This is a genomic window from Ruegeria sp. CDSC025 (assembly GCF_059610805.1).
The window spans coordinates 47156-61973 of sequence record NZ_JBXWOJ010000001.1 but is presented as its reverse complement, the minus strand read 5'-3'; the positions used below and the strand labels follow the sequence as shown (position 1 = coordinate 61973).

General features: G+C 57.3%; 16 protein-coding genes. 8 read left to right on the top strand and 8 right to left on the bottom strand.

Annotated elements, in window-relative coordinates; translation table 11 throughout:
- Positions 1-7 precede the first annotated feature (7 nt).
- The 4 genes from ftsY to AC2FH8_RS00335 all read left to right on the top strand — a co-directional run bounded on the left by ftsY (position 8) and on the right by AC2FH8_RS00335 (position 3550).
- Positions 8-1126 carry a signal recognition particle-docking protein FtsY gene (ftsY, locus tag AC2FH8_RS00350; protein WP_496687506.1) on the top strand — a complete coding sequence of 373 codons (1119 nt, stop codon included), beginning with the start codon at positions 8-10 and terminating at the stop codon, positions 1124-1126.
- An 87-nt stretch (positions 1127-1213) separates the two neighbouring features.
- Positions 1214-2116 carry an EamA family transporter gene (locus tag AC2FH8_RS00345; RefSeq protein WP_271946361.1) on the top strand — a complete coding sequence of 301 codons (903 nt, stop codon included), beginning with the start codon at positions 1214-1216 and terminating at the stop codon, positions 2114-2116.
- Positions 2117-2133: 17 nt separating this feature from the next.
- Positions 2134-2739 carry an inner membrane-spanning protein YciB gene (locus AC2FH8_RS00340; protein WP_142634562.1) on the top strand — a complete coding sequence of 202 codons (606 nt, stop codon included), beginning with the start codon at positions 2134-2136 and terminating at the stop codon, positions 2737-2739.
- Between the two features lie 142 nt (positions 2740-2881).
- Complete coding sequence (locus AC2FH8_RS00335; RefSeq protein ID WP_142634564.1) at positions 2882-3550, top strand: Crp/Fnr family transcriptional regulator; 669 nt, start codon at positions 2882-2884, stop codon at positions 3548-3550.
- A 215-nt stretch (positions 3551-3765) separates the two neighbouring features.
- On the opposite strand, the gene AC2FH8_RS00330 is transcribed toward AC2FH8_RS00335, so the two are convergent.
- The 7 genes from AC2FH8_RS00330 to rpiA all read right to left on the bottom strand — a co-directional run bounded on the left by AC2FH8_RS00330 (position 3766) and on the right by rpiA (position 10440).
- Positions 3766-5202: a Do family serine endopeptidase gene (locus AC2FH8_RS00330; RefSeq protein ID WP_496688209.1), complete on the bottom strand. Its 1437-nt coding sequence runs from the start codon at positions 5200-5202 to the stop codon at positions 3766-3768.
- 184 nt (positions 5203-5386) lie between these two features.
- Positions 5387-5581, bottom strand: a complete 195-nt coding sequence (locus AC2FH8_RS00325; protein ID WP_142634568.1) for a DUF2065 domain-containing protein — start codon at positions 5579-5581, stop codon at positions 5387-5389.
- Positions 5581-6477 carry a protease modulator HflC gene (gene hflC, locus AC2FH8_RS00320; protein ID WP_142634570.1) on the bottom strand — a complete coding sequence of 299 codons (897 nt, stop codon included), beginning with the start codon at positions 6475-6477 and terminating at the stop codon, positions 5581-5583. The genes AC2FH8_RS00325 and hflC overlap by 1 nt, the downstream gene beginning before the upstream one ends.
- Positions 6477-7619 (bottom strand): FtsH protease activity modulator HflK, encoded by a 1143-nt coding sequence (gene hflK / locus AC2FH8_RS00315; protein ID WP_142634572.1) that lies wholly within the window; start codon positions 7617-7619, stop codon positions 6477-6479. The genes hflC and hflK overlap by 1 nt, the downstream gene beginning before the upstream one ends.
- 72 nt (positions 7620-7691) lie before the next feature.
- On the bottom strand, positions 7692-9050 hold the full coding sequence (gene gor, locus AC2FH8_RS00310; protein ID WP_496687502.1) for a glutathione-disulfide reductase: 1359 nt from the start codon (positions 9048-9050) through the stop codon (positions 7692-7694).
- 61 nt (positions 9051-9111) lie between these two features.
- Positions 9112-9648 carry a hypothetical protein gene (locus tag AC2FH8_RS00305; protein ID WP_496687500.1) on the bottom strand — a complete coding sequence of 179 codons (537 nt, stop codon included), beginning with the start codon at positions 9646-9648 and terminating at the stop codon, positions 9112-9114.
- A 3-nt stretch (positions 9649-9651) separates the two neighbouring features.
- Entirely contained in the window at positions 9652-10440 is a 789-nt protein-coding gene (gene rpiA / locus AC2FH8_RS00300) for a ribose-5-phosphate isomerase RpiA (protein ID WP_496687497.1), read from the bottom strand.
- Positions 10441-10607: 167 nt separating this feature from the next.
- Between rpiA and AC2FH8_RS00295 the strand changes: the two genes are divergently transcribed.
- From AC2FH8_RS00295 to AC2FH8_RS00280, 4 genes are read left to right on the top strand one after another with little or no spacing between them, the layout of a single operon-like run.
- Positions 10608-11309: a glutathione S-transferase family protein gene (locus AC2FH8_RS00295; RefSeq protein ID WP_496687495.1), complete on the top strand. Its 702-nt coding sequence runs from the start codon at positions 10608-10610 to the stop codon at positions 11307-11309.
- Position 11310: 1 nt separating this feature from the next.
- Entirely contained in the window at positions 11311-12684 is a 1374-nt protein-coding gene (locus tag AC2FH8_RS00290) for an L-serine ammonia-lyase (RefSeq protein ID WP_142634582.1), read from the top strand.
- A gap of 16 nt (positions 12685-12700) precedes the next feature.
- Positions 12701-13120 carry a GFA family protein gene (locus AC2FH8_RS00285; protein ID WP_496687492.1) on the top strand — a complete coding sequence of 140 codons (420 nt, stop codon included), beginning with the start codon at positions 12701-12703 and terminating at the stop codon, positions 13118-13120.
- Between the two features lie 42 nt (positions 13121-13162).
- On the top strand, positions 13163-14077 hold the full coding sequence (locus AC2FH8_RS00280; RefSeq protein WP_281972310.1) for a DMT family transporter: 915 nt from the start codon (positions 13163-13165) through the stop codon (positions 14075-14077).
- Here AC2FH8_RS00280 and AC2FH8_RS00275 read toward each other — a convergent pair.
- Positions 14022-14717 carry a thiamine diphosphokinase gene (locus AC2FH8_RS00275; protein ID WP_496687486.1) on the bottom strand — a complete coding sequence of 232 codons (696 nt, stop codon included), beginning with the start codon at positions 14715-14717 and terminating at the stop codon, positions 14022-14024. The two genes, AC2FH8_RS00280 and AC2FH8_RS00275, sit on opposite strands and share 56 nt — an antisense overlap.
- Positions 14718-14818: the final 101 nt, after the last annotated feature.

Below are 14818 nucleotides of genomic sequence, written 5' to 3'. Positions count from 1 at the left end.
ACCAAAAATGGCGCTATTCTCAAAGCTCAAGGACAAGCTGTTCAAATCCTCATCCCGCCTTGAACAAGGGTTGGATGCCATCGTTGAAGATGGGGGCGAGGAAACAACTGCACCGGATTCAATCCCGCCAGCGCCAGCGCCGCATTCCGAACCGGCACCCGAAGTCGCGCAACCGGACATGGCACCGGAACAGGCAGTTGCCAAACCGGTGGCCACTACAGCCGAGTCTGCGCCGTCCAAATCCATGCTTGGGCGGCTTTTCGGGCGCGCCGAGACCGAGACAACAGTTCGCCGCACGCTGGATGACGACATGCTGGAACAGCTTGAAGAGCTGTTGATTGCATCCGACATGGGTGTGGACACAGCGCTGCGCGTCACCGCCAATATGGCCGAGGGCCGTTATGGCCGCAAACTTTCGACACAAGAGATCAAGCAGCTTCTGGCGCAGGAAGTCGCCCGGGTTATGGAACCCGTTGCAAAGCCCATGCCGCTCTATTCCAAACGCCCACAGGTGGTACTGGTCGTTGGCGTCAACGGATCGGGCAAGACCACCACGATCGGCAAACTAGCCAGCCAGTTCAGGGCGGCCGGCAAGAACGTAGTGATCGCAGCTGGAGACACCTTCCGCGCAGCCGCCGTTGAACAGCTGCAGGTCTGGGGCGACCGCGCAGGCGTTCCGGTCCTGACAGCCCCCGAAGGCTCGGACCCCGCCTCCTTGGCCTTCGATGCGTTGACCCGCGCACAAGAGGATGGCGCCGATCTGTTGATGATCGACACCGCCGGTCGTCTGCAAAATCGTGCCGACCTGATGGAGGAATTGGCCAAGATCGTCCGGGTGATCCGCAAAGTCGACGAAACCGCACCGCACAATACCCTTTTGGTTTTGGACGCCACCACCGGTCAGAATGCACTCAGTCAGGTCGATACCTTTCAGAAACTGGCCGATGTCTCCGGCCTGGTGATGACCAAGCTGGACGGCACCGCAAAAGGCGGCGTGCTGGTGGCACTGGCCGACAAGTTCGGCCTGCCCATTCACGCAATCGGCGTTGGAGAGCAGATCGACGATCTTTCCCCCTTCGATCCCGAAGAATTCGCAGCCGCCCTAACCGGCCTGGATAAAGGCTGATCCCTACTTCATCTGGCTAAAAATACCTTCGGGGGGTGTGGGGGGCAGACAGCCCCCCACCCTCTCCACCCGCGAAAGGTCGATGTCTTGAGCGACTGGCTCATCTCTCTGGAAGGCACGCCCAAGGGCCATGACCTTGCCCTTGGGCTCGCGCTGATGGCCGCCTTCTTGCACGCGGTGTTCGGAGCATTACAAAAGGGCCGTCACGACCCGTGGCTGTCTCGCGGGGCCATAGACGCCAGCTACTGTCTTCTGGCTGCACCTTTCGCGTTTTTTTTAGTACCCTGGCCCGAACCCTATATGTGGCCAATCTTCGCCACCGTCTGGCTGATCCACATCGCTTACAAGATACTGCAGGCAATGGCCTATACCAAAGGCTCTTATACAGTGGTCTATCCTGTTGTGCGCGGCACCGGGCCGCTGTTCACCGTTTTCGGCGCCTATCTTTTGTTTGGCGAGACCTTCTCTGCCACCCAATGGTTTGGCGTCGCGGTCTTGCTAGCGGGGATATTCGGGCTGGCGGCCTATAATCTGCGGTTTCTTGAAACCAACCGCGAAACGCTTGGGATCGCCCTAGCCTTGGCCCTCGCAACCGGCCTGTTTGTGGCGTTATATACCACCTATGACGCCTATGGCATTCGTGCGACGGCCGATCCGTTCACCTTTCTGGCCTGGTTTTTCATGATCGACGGGGCCGCCATGCCGATCTATGCGTTCTTTCGCTGGCGCGTGATGGCCCATCGCCCGGCCTTGGGACCCTTGGCGCTGCGCGGCATCGCCGGCGGGATCATCGCCCCCCTATCTTTCGGGGCCATCATGCTGGCCACGCGGTTGGACAAGGTCGGCGAAGCCGCCGTTCTGCGGGAAACCTCCACCGTCTTTGCCGCCCTGATCGGCTGGCTGGTTCTGAAAGAAACCGTCGGCCCAAGGCGGATCGCGCTGATGGCATTGATTGCACTCGGCGCCGTAATAGTTGAAATGGGCGGGTAAGCAGCAGGACAAAAGACATGACAGGCAAGACCGACATAAATCCATTTCTGAAACAGGTGCTGGAACTGGGTCCTCCGCTGGCCTTTTTCTTCATCTACCTGCGCTTGCGCGATGACAGCTTTATGATCGGCGGCATCGAGTATTCCGGTTTTATCATTGCCACGATCATTTTTGTGCCGCTGATGCTGGGGGCAATGGGCATCTTGTGGTACCTGACCGGCAAGCTAAGCCGGATGCAGATATTCACAGCTTTCATGGTCATTTTCTTCGGCGGCCTGACCGCCTGGTTCAATGACGAGCGGTTCTTCAAGATGAAAACCACGCTTGTTTATGGCCTGTTTGCTCTGATCCTGGGGATCGGGCTGCTGCAAAAGAAATCCTATCTTGCCTATGTTCTGGACGAGATGCTGCCCATGAAACACGAAGGCTGGATGATCCTGACCCGTCGTCTGTGTGCGTGTTTTGCTGTTCTGGCCGTCGCAAATGAATTCGTGTGGCGCACGATGTCGACTGACCTGTGGGTCAAGATTGAAACCTTCGGATTCCCCATTGCCCTTATGGCGTTCCTCATGCTGCAGTTCAGCCTGTTGCAAAGCTATATGGATGATCCCGATCATCAATGACGGCTAAATCCTCAACCGCCCTTCGGATGACTTTTCCGTGAAGCGCGGGAGGCCATAAAACCTAACAAAATCCTTGGCTAAACGCTTGGGCTATGAAAAGTTGTGTCACCACTCACCTTTTCCCGCCGGAGCACCACACCAAATGACGGCTTTCCCAAATAGTGGCTTTCTATCCGAAGCTTCAGACCGGCTGAGATCAATGCTCTCGGCACAGGCGACAGAGATTTCTCTCGAACCTGGTGATATCCTTTTCGAACAAGGGGATGAAGGGGATGCCCTCTATGCCATTCTTGCCGGCACGCTAGAGGTGTCCTTCTTGGCGATGAGCGGTCGAAAACTCTCGTTGACATTGATGAAGCCTGGCGAGGTCTTTGGTGAAATCGGCTTGTTCGACAATGGCCCCCGCACCGCAACCGTGGCCGCGGCCGAGGCCTCTCGGGTGCTGCGTGTGCGTAGGTCCGATGTCATGAACCAGATCCGCCAACATCCTGACCTTGCGGTGGATATGATCCGACTGGCCGGTTTGCGCATGCGGTGGATGGGGTCGCAACTGAATGAACAGGTCTTTTTGCCGATGCCTATCCGGCTTGCGCGCAAACTGCTGCATCTGTCCAACCTTCAAGACGATCCAACCACTCGCATTACCCTGTCCCAAAGCGAGCTGGCCGAATTCGTTGGTGCCACGCGCGAAGCTGTCTCAAAGACAATTTCAACCTGGAAACGCGACAAGGTTGTCGAAGCTTCGCGGGGCGGCCTGATGATCCATGATTTTGAGGCACTGCGGGAACTGGCGGATTCCGACCTCATTTGACCTGTTGTGACCTGCTTCACATACGACGGATCGCATTAAGATTACGTTAGGAACTGTTACCGTAGGAGGTCAGAGAATCATCCCCGATATCTGTCCACTGACCTCTCCCTGTACCAGAGCCATACGCCTTCCCCGGCGTGTGGCTCATCTTTTTTCAGCACAGAAAAAAGGCCAGAGCAGGTGCCCTGGCCTTTCTGTTTGTTCAACCTAAGAGATCACTCTTCAAGGCTCAGCGCGACAAAGCGTGGATCTCCACCGCGCCGCACCAAAAGCAGCAGTGACTTCCGCCCGGCCGTGCGGGCTTCTTCCATTCGGTCCTCGAGATCAGAAATCGCAGTGACCTCCTGCTGGCCAGCCTCGGTGATCAGATCACCGGCGCGCAAACCCTTGGCATAGGCTTCTGACGCCTCGTCCACTTCGGTCACAACCAGCCCCTCGGTATCCGGCTCCAGCCCCAGATCAGCACGCAGGGCTTCAGTCACGGGCGATATCGTCAGCCCCAGAATATCGGCATTTTCCTCAACCGGGGCTTCTTCTGCCTCACCCTCTTCGCTTTCGGCCCGCTCGGCATCTTCGCGGCGGCCCAGAGTCACAAGCACTGTCTGCGTGCTGCCATCCCGATGCACCACCACACGGACCGACTTGCCAACCGTTGTCTCACCAACCTGACGTACCAATCCACGGGTGTCATCGACCTCGACACCATCAAAGCTGAGGATCACATCGCCCGCCAACAGGCCTGCCTCTTTGGCCGGGCCCTCGGGTACATCGCTGATCAGTGCGCCACCCGGCTTGTCCAGGCCCATCGCCTCGGCCATATCCTCGGTCACGTCCTGAATGCGGACACCCAGCCAACCGCGGCGGGTCTCGCCGAACTCGCGCAGTTGGTCGACAACCTTGACCACCACATTCGAGGCCATCGAGAAGCCAATCCCGATCGAACCGCCATTCGGCGACAGGATCGCCGTATTCACGCCGATCACCTCGCCATCCATATTGAACAGCGGCCCGCCCGAGTTCCCCCGGTTAATCGCAGCATCGGTCTGGATATAGTCGTCATAAGATCCGCTGAGCGCGCGGTTCCGCGCCGAGACGATCCCCGCCGAAACCGAAAACCCTTGCCCCAGCGGGTTGCCCATCGCAATCACCCAGTCGCCAACGCGCGCAATGTCACTATCGCCGAACTTGACATATTTCAGCGGCCCGGTGGCTTCGACCTTCAAAAGCGCGATATCGGTTTTTTCATCTGTACCGATCACTTTCGCAGGCAGTTCTTTCTTCGGTTGACCGTCGCCCGGGAAGAATTCGACCAGTATCTCATCAGCCTCGGCAATAACGTGGTTGTTAGTAACGATGAAACCATCCTCGGATATCACAAACCCCGAGCCCAGCGAATTGCTGCGGCGGGGGCGGTTATCTTCATCCCCGTTACGGTCTTGAAACTCGCGAAAGAAATCTTCGAACGGAGAGCCTTCGGGAACGATCCCCTGCGGGCCGGTCTGTCCCTCGATCAGTGTCGAAGTGGTGATGTTGACCACCGCTGGGCTGATCTTATCGGCCAGCGGAGCCAGGCTTTCGCCCCGCGCCTGGGCGGCCACTGACTGCGCCAATACAAGCAGCATCCCGGCAAAGGCCAGCCACATCAACCGCATGAAACCAACAACGTCGTCCCGCCGGACGGATATAATGCGCGCTTGTGACTGCACGTGGGAACTCCTTGTCGTCAACACTATCTGGATCGCCCGCCGGCGGCCCTTCTTGATATCCAATGTAGCTGGTTTGTCCTTGCCCGCAACTGAGGATCGCGGGGAAATCACCATGAAGTGTAGCCGTTGTTCAAAACCCGACCTGATATGCACCCCATAGCAACACGAGACCTCCCACCATACATAACAATCCTGCAAGTCGACGTGCCTGCTCTGGCATCGACCGCAGCGCCTCTAGCATACGTTCAATAAGCGAAGGGGCCAGCGCATAGGCCAGCCCCTCGACAATCAACACCAGCCCAAAGGCCAGAAGGATCATACCCATTATTCAGACGCCTGCCCCGCCGATTGGCCCCGGCCGGTGGGTGATTTGAGATAGTTGAAGAACTCGGAATCCGGGCTCAATACCATCGAGCTGTTACCGCCCTGCAATGCATTCTGATAGGCGGTCAGCGAACGATAGAATTCAAAGAATTCCGGGTCCGCACCGTAAGCTTCGGCAAAGATCGCATTGCGTTCGGCGTCAGCCTCACCGCGAATGATCTCAGCCTCACGCCGCGCATCCGACACCAGTTCGACAACGGTCCTGTCGGCCTGGGCACGTACGCGCTGTGCCGCCTCATTACCACGGGCACGTTCGTCCGTTGCTTCGCGCTCCCGCTCGGCCTTCATCCGGTCAAACGTCGCTTCGAGGTTGGCCTGCGGCAGATCGGTCGCTTTCAGGCGCACGTCAATGACGGTCACACCCAGCGCACGTGCCTCGGCAATCGCACTATTGCGGATACGCAGCATCAGCGCAGCCCGGTCCGAGCTCAGGATGTCACGAGACGAAACTGAACCCAGAACTTCGCGGGTTTCAGCGCGCAAGATGCGGTCCAGACGATCCTCGGCAACCGGGATACCACCGACACCAACCGCCTGGCGGAACTGGTTCAGATCGGAAATCCGGTAGCGGGCGAAGGCATCGACGACCAGACGCCGATCATCCAACGGCGTCACTTCAAGCGGTTGAACGTCGATGGACAGGATACGGTCGTCATAACGGACAACTTCCTGAATAAGTGGAATTTTGAACGCCAGACCGGGATCTTCTTTCACCGCGACCACACGGCCGAATTGCAGAACCAGCGCACGCTCGCGTTCATCAACGATAAAGATCGAAGACAGCCCAGCGACGCCAAGGATCACCACAAGGATGAGGATAATGGGTGACTTACGCATCAGTTGCTCTCCCCGGATTGATTGCGGCGCAGTTCGTTCAGCGGCAGATACGGCACAATGCCCTGTCCCTGACCGGCCGAGTTTTCGTCCAGTATGATCTTGTCGACATCACCCAGAATCTGCTCCATCCGCTCCAGATACAAACGTTTGCGCGTTACATCCGGCGCTTTGGAGTATTCTTCCAGAACCGCGCTAAAGCGGCTGGCTTCACCTTGTGCGCTGTTGATCTGCTGGGCGCGATATCCTTCGGCCTCTTCCACAACTTGCGCGGCTTCACCACGTGCTTCGGCCAGTACCTTATTGGCATAGGCGTCGGCGACGTTCTGCAGACGGTCACGTTCTTGTGCGGCGGCCTGAACATCGCGGAAGGCCGCGATTACGTCCTGTGGCGGGTCGGCTTTGTCAAAGTTGACACGCACAATGTTCACGCCGGAATCATAGCTGTCCATCGTCGACTGAATCAATTCCTGCAAGCGATCAGCAATCACACCCCGATCTCGGTTCAGGATCGGTGCCAGCTCGCTTTGTGCAATGATCTCGCGCATGGCCGATTCCGACACGGCGCGGATCGTCTGGCGCGGGTCGCGCAAATTGAACAGATACTTGGCCGGGTCATTGATGTTCCAGACCACCTGATAGTCGATATCGACAACATTTTCGTCGCCGGTCAGCATCAAGCCATCATCGCTACCACGGGCTCCGCCCATGTCTTCGTTTTGCTCGCGGGTCACAGGAATGACCTCGGCAGTTACAAATGGCCAAGGCGCAAAGTTCAGACCGGGATTTCCAACGTTTGAAAATTCACCCAAAAACAGCTCTACTGACTGTTCTTCCGGCTTTACCGTATAAAAGCTGGCCGCCCCCCAAAGGACTGCACCCACCACCAACCCAATGGCAACGGTCCCTTTGGTAAAGATGGGACCACCACCGCCGCCACTGCCCGAACCATTGGTGCCACGACCACCGCCGCCGCCCATCAGGACGCGCAGCTGTTCCTGGCCTTTTTTCATCAGCTCGTCGATCTCGGGAATCTGCGGGCCTTCATTTTCGGGAGGCTTGCGCCCGTCCCCGTTGTCACCCCGATTTCCTCCGCCGCCAGAAGAGCCTCCGCCCCCCCAGGGGCCGCCGCTGTTGCCCGCCATTTTTATCTATTCCCTTGTGTTGAACCGTGTGATCACGGGTTCCCTTGTAACTTGTGTGCGCGCGGTTGCAAATCAAGCCGTACGCACAGGATGACGCATTGTTACCAGTTCTTCCGCCATGACCGGATGAACTGCAACGGTGCGGTCGAAATCTTCCTTGGTTGCACCCATTTTGACGGCAATGCCAGCCAGTTGAATCATCTCGCCGGCGCCCGGTGCCACAATGTGACAGCCCAGTACCTTACGCGTGGCCTGAGAGACGATCAGTTTCATCAAAACCCGCTGCGTGCCACCTGCGAATGCCTTTTGCATCGGCTTGAACGAGGTTGCATAGATCTCGACCGGCTCTTGGGCTGCAGCGTCTTCTTCACTCAACCCGACCGTGCCGAATTCCGGCTGCGTGAAAATCGCAGTTGGAATCAGGTCGTGATCCACAGGTGTCGGGTTGCCTTTGAATACGGTTTCGACAAAAGCCATCCCCTCGCGGATCGCAACCGGAGTCAGGTTTACCCGATCCGTCACGTCGCCAATCGCATAGATCGAGGGCACGCCTGTCTGGCTGTAATCATCCACGATGATCTCACCCTTGCGGCCGCGTTCAACGCCGATCGCCTCAAGCCCCAGATTGTCGGAATTGGGCGCGCGACCCGTGGCATACATGACCACGTCAAACAGCTGTTCAGTGCCATTGGTGGCCTTTACGCGAATCTTGTCACCGTCTTTGGCCATCTCAAGCACATTGGTGCCCAGATGCAGATCAATCCCGTTCTGGCACATCTCTTCGCTGATAAGACCGCGCGCTTCTTCGTCAAAACCCCGAAGGATTTGCGCGCCGCGGTAGAACTGGGTGGTTTTCACGCCCATGCCGTTCATGATTCCTGCAAACTCGCTGGCGATATAACCGCCACCAACGATCAGGATGCTTTCGGGCAGTTTTTCCAGATGGAAAATCTCGTTCGAGGTGATCGCCAGATCCGAGCCCGGAAACTCGGGCACAACAGGGCGTCCGCCTGTGGCGACCAGAATATGCTTGGCCGTCATGCGGGTGCCATCGGCCAGCTCAACCGTATGTGCGTCCACCACATGTGCACGCTGATCAAAGCTTTCGACGCCGTTGTTTTTCAGGATGTTGCGATAGATGCCTTCCAGCCGGTCCAGCTCGACATGGAGTTTGCCGCGAAAGAAATCCCAGTCAAATGCACCGGGTTTGACGTCCCAGCCATAGGCCTGCGCATCTTCGACCATGCCAGAGAATTCGCTGGCAAATACCATCAGCTTCTTAGGGACACATCCGCGGATCACGCAGGTCCCGCCATAGCGATCCTCTTCCGCCAACGCCACTTTGGCCCCGTTTTCGCCAGCCGCCACACGCGCCGCCCGGACCCCGCCCGAGCCGCCTCCGATGACGAAAAGATCATAGTCAAAGCTCATTTACAGTGCCTCTTTCAGTTTTCTGACAACGCTATCGAGCCATCATCAATGATGTACCCGGTCACTCATGACGGCCCAGACTGGACCACTGGGACAGTTGATCTTGCCAGGACGCATACAGATTTGGTCGATAATGCTCAATCGTCTCTACGAAACACTCAGATATGGGTTTCGGCATGGATTGCAACGGAAGGGGTAAACACTCATGCCCGCCATCTGACTTGTTGAGGCTAACAAAAAAAATAGGGCGTCGTTTTTGCTCGGTTTCGTCCAACGCATCAATGTAGCGTACATCAGGCCAAACAATGTCTTGGATCATTCCTCTACGCGTGCGTAGCTTCAATCCACCAGAGTCCACTAGGGCCACAGGCGACGGCATATTGAGTGAGACTAGATAGTTCATGAACAACACGACGGAAGTAAGGACAACGAGCACCAATGTGAAAAGCGTGCCACCTGTCCACCCTGCGGAAACAAAACCCCACGCCGCCACCACAGCCGCAATCCCGATCTTGATCAGGTTGCGTTTTAGCGTCCTGGCTCGCGCAGCCAAATCTGCTTCGGTTTCGCGGTATTCAGCAACCGGAGAGGTGCTCATTCCTTAATCCGCCAAATCCGTGAACAGGTTGTCTTTGCCGCCATCAAACAACTCGTCCAGTTCCACCGTTCCCTCGTTGATGTCGCGCAGTTCGACCCGGCCATCTCCATAACCGATCACGACCTTGTCGCAAATGTCGATGAACAACCCGTTCTCGACCACGCCGGGTACCTGGTTCAGCACCAGCGCCATCTGCCTTGGGTTTCCGATCCGTTGCAAATGCAGGTCCAGCACGTGATTGCCTTCATCCGTGACAAACGGCGCTTCTCCGTTCATGCGAAGTGCCGAGCGGGTACCGAGAACATCCATGGTATCCAGCACCTCTTCGATCAGGGTGCGAGTGGTCTGCCAGCCAAAGGGGATCACCTCGACCGGCAATGGGAAGGCACCCAGAGTCTCGACCTCTTTGCCGGCATCGGCGATGACCACCATCTGGTCGCTGGCCGTGGCTACGATCTTTTCCTGCAGGTGCGCGCCGCCGCCGCCCTTGATCAGATTAAGCTCTCTGTCGAATTCGTCCGCACCGTCGATGGTGATGTCCAGCCATCCCGCCTGATCCAGGGAAACAACCTCAATGCCCAGTTCACGGGCCAGTTGGGCCGTCCGGGTCGATGTCGGAACACCCTTGATCGCCAGACCTTCTTCTCTGACCCGTTCCCCCAGCCGACGCACCATCCATGCAGCGGTCGATCCGGTTCCCAGGCCGACTCGCATCCCATTCTGCACCATGTTAGCCGCACGGCGTGCTGCGACGTATTTTGCAGTGTCGATGGGCGACAGATCACCGGCCATTTCAGCATCCCCCTAATTTGCTGCGGAACTTATACGGAATGCCTACGACAACTGCGAGAGAGAATTGTCCGGATCGGTAGACCAACATGTCGCGAAACTACGCGTTTCCTATGGGAAACGTCGCAATCAGGTCTGTTGAAAACATACGTGAGGTATACATAGTTCGCATGAACACGCCTTACCGCCTGCACTATGCCCCGGACAATGCTTCGCTGGTCATCCGGCTGGCGCTGGAAGAGATGTGCCTGCCCTATGAAACCGTTCTGGTAGACCGCCGCCAAAGCGCACAGGACAGCCCGGAATATCGCGCGCTGAACCCCAATGGGCTGATCCCGGTATTGGAAACACCACAGGGGCCGATCTTCGAAACCGCTGCTATCTTGTTGTGGCTGGCGGATACGCATGGCCGGCTGGCCCCTACCCCCATGGACAGCAACCGCGCCGCGTTTCTGAAGTGGCTGTTCTTTGCCTCCAATACGCTGCACGCTGATCTGCGTATTCTGTTTTATGCCGAAAAATATATAGACGCAGCGCAGGTCAATCCTTTGCGCGCCGGTATCCGCCCTCGTTTGCGCCAGCACTTGCGCCTTCTTGACGATGTTGCGAAAAGCGCGCCTTCCTGGCTGAGCCCGGACATACCATCGGTCCTGAGCTATTATCTGGCCTGTCAGATGCGCTGGATGGCGCTCTATCCTGCGAAGGCTGATCGCAGCTGGCTTCAGATCGCTGACACGCCGCATCTGCAGCGAATGCTAATGCAGTTGGAGACGCGCCCCGCAACACGCGCCGCAATCGCGGCCGAGGGTTTAGGGGTTACACCCTTTACCTCACCAACCTATGCTAACCCACCGGAAGGCTTTGCTACCTGATATGTTTCTGTCTGTCTTCGATATGTTCAAAGTGGGCATTGGCCCGTCCTCGTCCCATACGATGGGACCAATGGTTGCTGCCGCGCGGTTTCTGGATATGATGCGCGCCTCTCCGTTCGAATTTTCAGGGCTGCGCGGGTCGTTGCACGGGTCGCTGGCCTTTACCGGTGTCGGCCACGCAACCGATCGCGCCACGATCCTGGGCCTGGCCGGATTTGTGCCCGACACATATGATCACGAACGGGCCGAGGCCGCACTGGCTGGCATAAGTGAGACCCACAGCGTAACCCCCGAAGGATTGCCCACGCTGCAGTTCGATCCCAAGGCCGATCTGGTTTTCGACTATGAAAACAATCTGCCGGGCCATGCTAACGGTATGGTCCTGATGGCCACGGACGCACAGGGCGACGTGATCCTGCGGCAGGTCTATTACTCGATCGGTGGCGGCTTTGTTCTGACCGAGGAAGAACTGGCCCAGGGCAAGGCAACAGATGAAGGTGCACCGGTGCCCTTTCCTTTCAAATCGGCGGTCGAGATGTTGGACATGGCCAAAACCAGCGGCAAAAGCATCGCCGAGATGAAACGCGCCAACGAGATCGCGCGCGGCTGTGCAGACAGTTTTGCCAAAGGCACCGCGCGCCTCTGGCAGGTCATGAACGATTGTATCGAGCGCGGTCTGACCACCGACGGCATTCTGCCAGGCGGTTTGAACGTGCGTCGTCGCGCCAAAGGCATCTATGACGCGTTGATGGCCGAACGTGGCATGAACCTGAACGCGCCCCACACGATCAACGACTGGATGAGCGTTTACGCCATGGCCGTAAACGAAGAAAACGCAGCTGGCGGTCAGGTGGTAACCGCCCCCACCAATGGTGCTGCCGGGGTTCTTCCAGCGGTAATGCGCTATTATCTGGACCATGTACCCGGTGCTTCAGAGAACCACATCGAAGATTTCATGCTGACTGCGGCCGCTATTGGAGGGCTGGTCAAATACAACGCCTCGATCTCGGGCGCCGAGGCCGGGTGTCAGGCTGAAGTCGGCAGCGCCGCAGCCATGGCTGCAGCCGGGCTGTGCGCGGTTATGGGCGGCACCCCGGAACAGGTGGAAAATGCCGCCGAGATCGCTCTCGAGCATCATCTGGGCATGACCTGTGATCCTGTCGCCGGACTGGTTCAGGTACCCTGTATCGAACGCAACGGGCTGGGTGCGATCAAGGCGGTATCAGCGGCCTCCTTGGCCCTGCGCGGAGATGGTCACCATTTCGTACCACTGGACGCCGTCATCGAAACCATGCGTCAGACAGGGCATGACATGCATGAAAAATACAAGGAAACGTCATTGGGCGGTTTGGCGGTGAACGTGCCGAATTGCTGAAACAAAGCGGGGAAGCATGATGGATGGCCATTGTCTTTGCGGTAAAGTTTCATTTCAGGTGGACCCGCCTGTTCTGTCCTGTGTGATCTGCCACTGCGACAGTTGCCGCAGACAATGCGCGGCCCCGATGACAGCTTATTTCGGGGTCCGCGACGGACAGTTGAAATGGACGGGCCAGGAACCAAAGACATTCGCATCCTCACCCGGCGTAGAACGCAGCTTTTGTCCTGATTGCGGCTCGCCGATCTCATTCCGGTCTGCGTCCATGTCCGGCATAATGCACCTCTACGTGGCCCTTCTGAAGGACCCCAACCAGTTGCAGCCAACACTGCATGTCGCGCATGAGGAAAAGCTGGACTGGTTGCAAATGGATGACGGGCTACCGATCTGTATCGGCCCGGACTACACCAAGATGCAGCCTTTGCCTGAAACCTAGCTTTCGCTTTCCCCGGTTCAGCCAAAGCGCTAGCGTCGCTGCATGACACAGGATCGTCCCGTTTTTGGCATCGTGCTGATGCTTGGCTTTTGTGCGCTCGCACCGCTGGGGGACGCGGTCGCCAAATTGCTGGGCGAAACCATGCCACTTGGGATGCTGGTCTTTGTCCGGTTTACACTTCAGGCCCTGTTGCTGGTTCCGCTGGTCGCCTGGACCGGCAGGCCCTGGCAAATGCCGAGGCGCATTTTTCGTCTCGCTGTCATAAGAACTCTGCTGCACATCGTCGGTATCACCGCGATGTTTAGTGCCCTGCAATACTTGCCCCTGGCAGACGCTGTGGCCATCGCCTTTGTTATGCCGTTTATCATGTTGCTTCTTGGCAAACTGGTACTAAAGGAAGAAGTCGGCAAGCGGCGCCTGATTGCGTGCCTTGTGGGCTTTGGTGGTACATTGCTTGTCATTCAACCCAGCTTTGCCGAGGTCGGATATGCGGCTTTGCTTCCACTTGTCGTCGCGGTGGTGTTTGCCCTGTTCATGCTCGTGACCCGGCAAATTGCAAAAGCTACAGATCCCATTGCTCTGCAGGCCGTGTCGGGCGTCATAGCTTCTGTCATCCTACTGCCTGCCCTGTTGGTGGGAACACCCGCCGGAATCTGGGAGCTGTCCCTGATTGCTCCGAATTTGGGCGATGTCTGGCTTTTGCTTGCAATCGGGCTTCTCGGCACGGTCGCACATCTGTTCATGACCTGGTCGCTGCGATATGCACCCTCTGCAACATTGGCCCCGATGCAGTATCTCGAAATCCCAGTCGCTACGGTGTTTGGCTGGCTGATCTTTCACGACCTGCCCGACGGTGTCGCCGCTTTGGGCATCTGCATCACCATCGCTGCCGGCCTCTATGTCATTCTGCGTGAGCGGGCCAGCGCCCGGACGGCCCCGACAGAAGCGCCTGCATGACCTGATCCAGCATCGCCCTGGGAAACATTACCAAAAGGCCCGGCCCATCCATGCGCAATTCTACCGAGCCCAATGCGCGGTTGGACGTTCCGACAGTGCCGTTCGGCTCCATCACCAAACCGTCGATTGGCCATTCAAGGCCGCGGCTTTGCCCTGATACACGCTGTAATGGAAACAATGAGACGACATCTCGAGGCGCCATCGAAACCGAGATTTGGGGGGGTGCGTGAAAGATAATCTCACTTTCGCCAATCAGAATACAGGGCTGATCTTGCCTGCGAACCAAGACATTGAGTGCTGCTAACTGGTGATCCAGACGCCCCCCGAGAAAACCGACCCCAATCACCAACGGCGCCTCGACACTGCGCAGGGCCTTGTCGAAATCCGTGCTGTTTTGTTCGCTAATTGGAAACAGTCGATCCAGCGGAATCTGATCTTTGTGATCCGAATCAAGCGAATCAAAATCACCGATAACAGCGTCTGGAATGCGCCCAATTTCCAACAAACTTGCCGCCCCACCATCCGCGGCGACGGCCAACTTTGTGCGAATCAACGCCAAATCCAAATCTTCAGGGCCAATTTGACCGCTTCCAACCAGCGTGATTGACTCTTTCGAACGTACAATTCGCGTCTTTTTCATGAGATTGATCATTTTTCCCGGGTTTTGACACATTGAGACCACAAAATGATAGGTTCATGGACAAAGTTCTGAGCCAATAGCTCTGCCCACGACCGGGCTGA

Coding starts and splice junctions, on each gene's coding strand:
- ftsY (WP_496687506.1), top strand. CDS start 8: ATGGCGCTATTCTCAAAGCTCAAGGACAAGCTGTTCAAATCCTCATCC.
- AC2FH8_RS00340 (WP_142634562.1), top strand. CDS start 2,134: ATGACAGGCAAGACCGACATAAATCCATTTCTGAAACAGGTGCTGGAA.
- AC2FH8_RS00335 (WP_142634564.1), top strand. CDS start 2,882: ATGACGGCTTTCCCAAATAGTGGCTTTCTATCCGAAGCTTCAGACCGG.
- AC2FH8_RS00330 (WP_496688209.1), bottom strand. CDS start 5,202: ATGCGGTTGATGTGGCTGGCCTTTGCCGGGATGCTGCTTGTATTGGCG.
- AC2FH8_RS00325 (WP_142634568.1), bottom strand. CDS start 5,581: ATGGGTATGATCCTTCTGGCCTTTGGGCTGGTGTTGATTGTCGAGGGG.
- hflC (WP_142634570.1), bottom strand. CDS start 6,477: ATGCGTAAGTCACCCATTATCCTCATCCTTGTGGTGATCCTTGGCGTC.
- hflK (WP_142634572.1), bottom strand. CDS start 7,619: ATGGCGGGCAACAGCGGCGGCCCCTGGGGGGGCGGAGGCTCTTCTGGC.
- gor (WP_496687502.1), bottom strand. CDS start 9,050: ATGAGCTTTGACTATGATCTTTTCGTCATCGGAGGCGGCTCGGGCGGG.
- AC2FH8_RS00305 (WP_496687500.1), bottom strand. CDS start 9,648: ATGAGCACCTCTCCGGTTGCTGAATACCGCGAAACCGAAGCAGATTTG.
- rpiA (WP_496687497.1), bottom strand. CDS start 10,440: ATGGCCGGTGATCTGTCGCCCATCGACACTGCAAAATACGTCGCAGCA.
- AC2FH8_RS00295 (WP_496687495.1), top strand. CDS start 10,608: ATGAACACGCCTTACCGCCTGCACTATGCCCCGGACAATGCTTCGCTG.
- AC2FH8_RS00290 (WP_142634582.1), top strand. CDS start 11,311: ATGTTTCTGTCTGTCTTCGATATGTTCAAAGTGGGCATTGGCCCGTCC.
- AC2FH8_RS00285 (WP_496687492.1), top strand. CDS start 12,701: ATGATGGATGGCCATTGTCTTTGCGGTAAAGTTTCATTTCAGGTGGAC.
- AC2FH8_RS00280 (WP_281972310.1), top strand. CDS start 13,163: ATGACACAGGATCGTCCCGTTTTTGGCATCGTGCTGATGCTTGGCTTT.
- AC2FH8_RS00275 (WP_496687486.1), bottom strand. CDS start 14,717: ATGAAAAAGACGCGAATTGTACGTTCGAAAGAGTCAATCACGCTGGTT.